This window comes from Planktothrix sp. (assembly GCF_046067725.1).
GTDB lineage: Bacteria > Cyanobacteriota > Cyanobacteriia > Cyanobacteriales > Microcoleaceae > Planktothrix.
In genome coordinates, this window is record NZ_JBJUDF010000015.1 from 1 (window position 1) to 3,120 (window position 3,120).

At 36.3% G+C, this 3,120-nt stretch carries 2 protein-coding genes; one reads left to right on the top strand and one right to left on the bottom strand.

Going from position 1 to position 3,120, the window contains the following annotated elements; all coding sequences use genetic code 11:
- Positions 1–498 precede the first annotated feature (498 nt).
- The gene (gene lysS / locus ACKPEB_RS00885) at positions 499–2,058 is read right to left on the bottom strand and encodes a lysine--tRNA ligase (protein WP_408962876.1); all 1,560 of its coding nucleotides are present in this window, start codon (positions 2,056–2,058) and stop codon (positions 499–501) included.
- A gap of 247 nt (positions 2,059–2,305) precedes the next feature.
- On the opposite strand from lysS, the gene ACKPEB_RS00890 reads away from it, so the two are divergent.
- Positions 2,306–3,120 (top strand): pentapeptide repeat-containing protein (locus tag ACKPEB_RS00890; protein ID WP_408962878.1); only part of this gene is annotated, 815 nt, incomplete at its 3' end.

The following is a 3,120-nucleotide window of genomic DNA, read 5'->3' on the forward strand; positions in this document are numbered from 1 at the left end:
GAAGGCTGCCATTTGGAATGGTGGGTTTTATTTATGGCGTTCTGGGGTTTGTCCCAGTTTAGAATCGGGATTATCTCAAGCTGAATCTAACCTGACACAAGGGAAAGTTCAAGCAAAATTACAAGAAATTCAAGATTTTCACAGATAGCGTAGCGGCGGGGTGATCCCGCCCTGGAGAGTGTAATATGAAATCCTGAAAAGAATGCTACAAAAAGCAATGGGGAATTACGAATTACGAATTACGAATTATGAATTACGAATTACGAATTACGAATAGGGAAGTGGCACTCTGGCAATGGGCAATTTTTACGGCTTCACGCGCTCTCCAATTATCTGTAGCACAGATTTAAGGATTTCATATTAGATTCTTTGTTCCTTAATCCGGGTTAAGCTTCAATTTCTGAAACGGGAAAAACATGATTTTCATATTATTAGTCAATAATAAAGGGAATCAGAAAACAGCTTACTTTTCCCTGTTCCCTGTTCCCTCTTTTGTTTTTAAACAGTGGTTCGCATGGTGGGGAACATAATCACATCTCGAATACTCGCGGTATTCGTAAATAACATAATTAATCGGTCAATTCCTATTCCCATTCCTCCACAATTTGGCATTCCTAAAGATAATGCTTGAATAAAGTCTTCATCCATCGGATGTGCTTCTTCATCCCCAGCATTTCGCTGGGCTAATTGTTCCTCAAATCGTTTCCGTTGGTCTTTAGGATCATTTAATTCCGAAAAACCATTAGAATATTCTGTTCCGTGAATAAATAACTCAAACCGTTCTACAAATCCAGGTTTAGAACGATGACGTTTTGCTAAAGGACTGACTTCAACCGGAAATTCTGTAATAAAAGTCGGTTGAATTAATTCAGGAGAAACTAATTTATCAAAAACCGCATAAAGAACATATCCCAAACTTTGAGTGTCTAATTTTGATAAATTTAACCCTAGATTTTCAGCCGATTTTAAAGCATCATCTAACTCTAAGGTATCAAAATCTAATCCGGTTTTTTCTCGCACCGCTTCCACCATCGTTTGTACTTTCCAATGGTTCCCGGTAAAGGTAGGATATTGTTCAGAATAGTTATATTTCCGTTCTAAACTAATCGTTTGACCTTGATATTCAATTTCAGTTTTTTCTCCGAATATATCCGCAGCCACTGCACAAATGACATCTTCTACTAACGTCATCACATCAAAATAATCCGCATAAGCTTGATATACTTCAATGGAGGTAAATTCCGGGTTATGGGTGCTATCAATTCCTTCATTTCTAAACACTCTCCCAATTTCAAAGACCCGTTCAAACCCACCACAAATGGCTCGTTTTAAATGGAGTTCGGTGGCAATTCTCAGATATAAATTAATATCTAAAGCATTATGATGGGTGACGAAAGGACGAGCCGCCGCACCGCCATAAATCGCTTGTAAAACTGGGGTTTCTAATTCTTCAAAATTGTGATCCCATAGAAAAGTCCGAATTCTTTTAAGAATCCGATTTCTAAGTTTAAAGGTTTCTAAGGATTTAGGATTACTAACTAAATCAATTTCTCGATGGCGGCGACAAAGTTCGGGGTCATTAATGCCATAATAGGAATCAGGAAAGGGCATGGTTGCTTTGGAAATCACAAAAATGCGTTCCACTTGTACGGATAATTCCCCTCGGTTGGTGCGACATCCTATTCCTTCGGCGGCAATAAAATCTCCTAAATCGAGATATTTTTTAACTTGATTAAAGGATAACCCAGTTTCGCCTGTGACTAATTTTTTCTCTAGTTTCAGTTGAATAGTTCCTGAAATATCCGTTAACCCAATAAACCCAATACTTCCACTATCCCGCTTAAAGGTAATACGTCCACACACTTTTAAAGGAACAGCGTCGGGGTCGCTTTCTCCATCATTTAATTCTTTTCCAGGTTGTGCAAATAAGTCTTTAATCTCTTGGGTGGTATGTGACCTTTGAACGGACTGACTGGGATAGGGTTCTATTCCCAATGCTTTCAAGTCATCGACTTTCTGAGAACGAACTTCTACTTCATTGCGGGTTTCATTTGCCATGTTTAGGATTTCCTATATTAATTTAAGCGCAATCTTTGATCATAACAGTTATTGGCTATTATTTGTAATTCTTTCTAACTCTCGTTTCTAGGTTCGATTTAAAAATGCTATTAACGTGGCTCTGCCACCCGAAGACTATCATAATATTATAACAGAGGCAGAGCCTCTATTTAGTATTACAAGGCAGAGCTTTGGAACGAGGAGATATTAATGATAAACTAATACAAGGATAATCAAGAGGTGAATTATGGATATCAAAGAATTTTTAGAGAAACGTTCTAAAGGTGAACGTAACTTTCAGAACGTACAATTAAATAATGTTAACCTTGAAGGAACAGATTTAGGTAGTATTAATTTTTCTGGTGCAAATTTAGCAGGTATGCAATTAAGCCGTGCTAGATTATCTGGTGTTGATTTCCGTTATACAAACTTAACATCTGTTTCCCTTGAGCAAGCCTATCTCGTTTCAGCTTGTTTAGTAGGAGCTAATTTAAGCAGTGCTAATCTGAATCGAGCAAATTTTACCAATGCAAATTTGACAGGAGCTAATTTAGCCAGTGCTAATTTGAATGGAGTAGATTTTACCAAGGTAAATTTAAGTCGAGCTAATTTAAGAGCAGGAAAATTTGAAGGATGTAATTTTTTATCGTCTAACTTAGAGTTTGCTAATTTAAGTGATTCAAACTTATTGTCAGTAAACTTTATAAATGCTAATTTGCAATATATAAATCTTGAAAATGCTAATTTAAAAAAAGCAATACTTAAAAATGCTAATTTAAAAAAAGCTGATTTGCGAGGAGCTAATTTAATTAATGCCAATTTAGACGGCGCAAACTTAACTCAAGCTGACTTAACAAATGCTAATATTTATGGGGTAAATTTTGAAAATGTTAACTTAACAGATACAATTATGCCTAATGGAGAATGCTATAAACTTGAAGATAGCACTCCAGATTTATCAAACCCAATCAACACATTATCAGACATAGAAAAAAACATGACTCGTAAAATCATTAAAACTGAAAACGCACCCAATCCTGTTGGCCCTTATAATCAAGCGGT

Coding starts and splice junctions, on each gene's coding strand:
- lysS (WP_408962876.1), bottom strand. CDS start 2,058: ATGGCAAATGAAACCCGCAATGAAGTAGAAGTTCGTTCTCAGAAAGTC.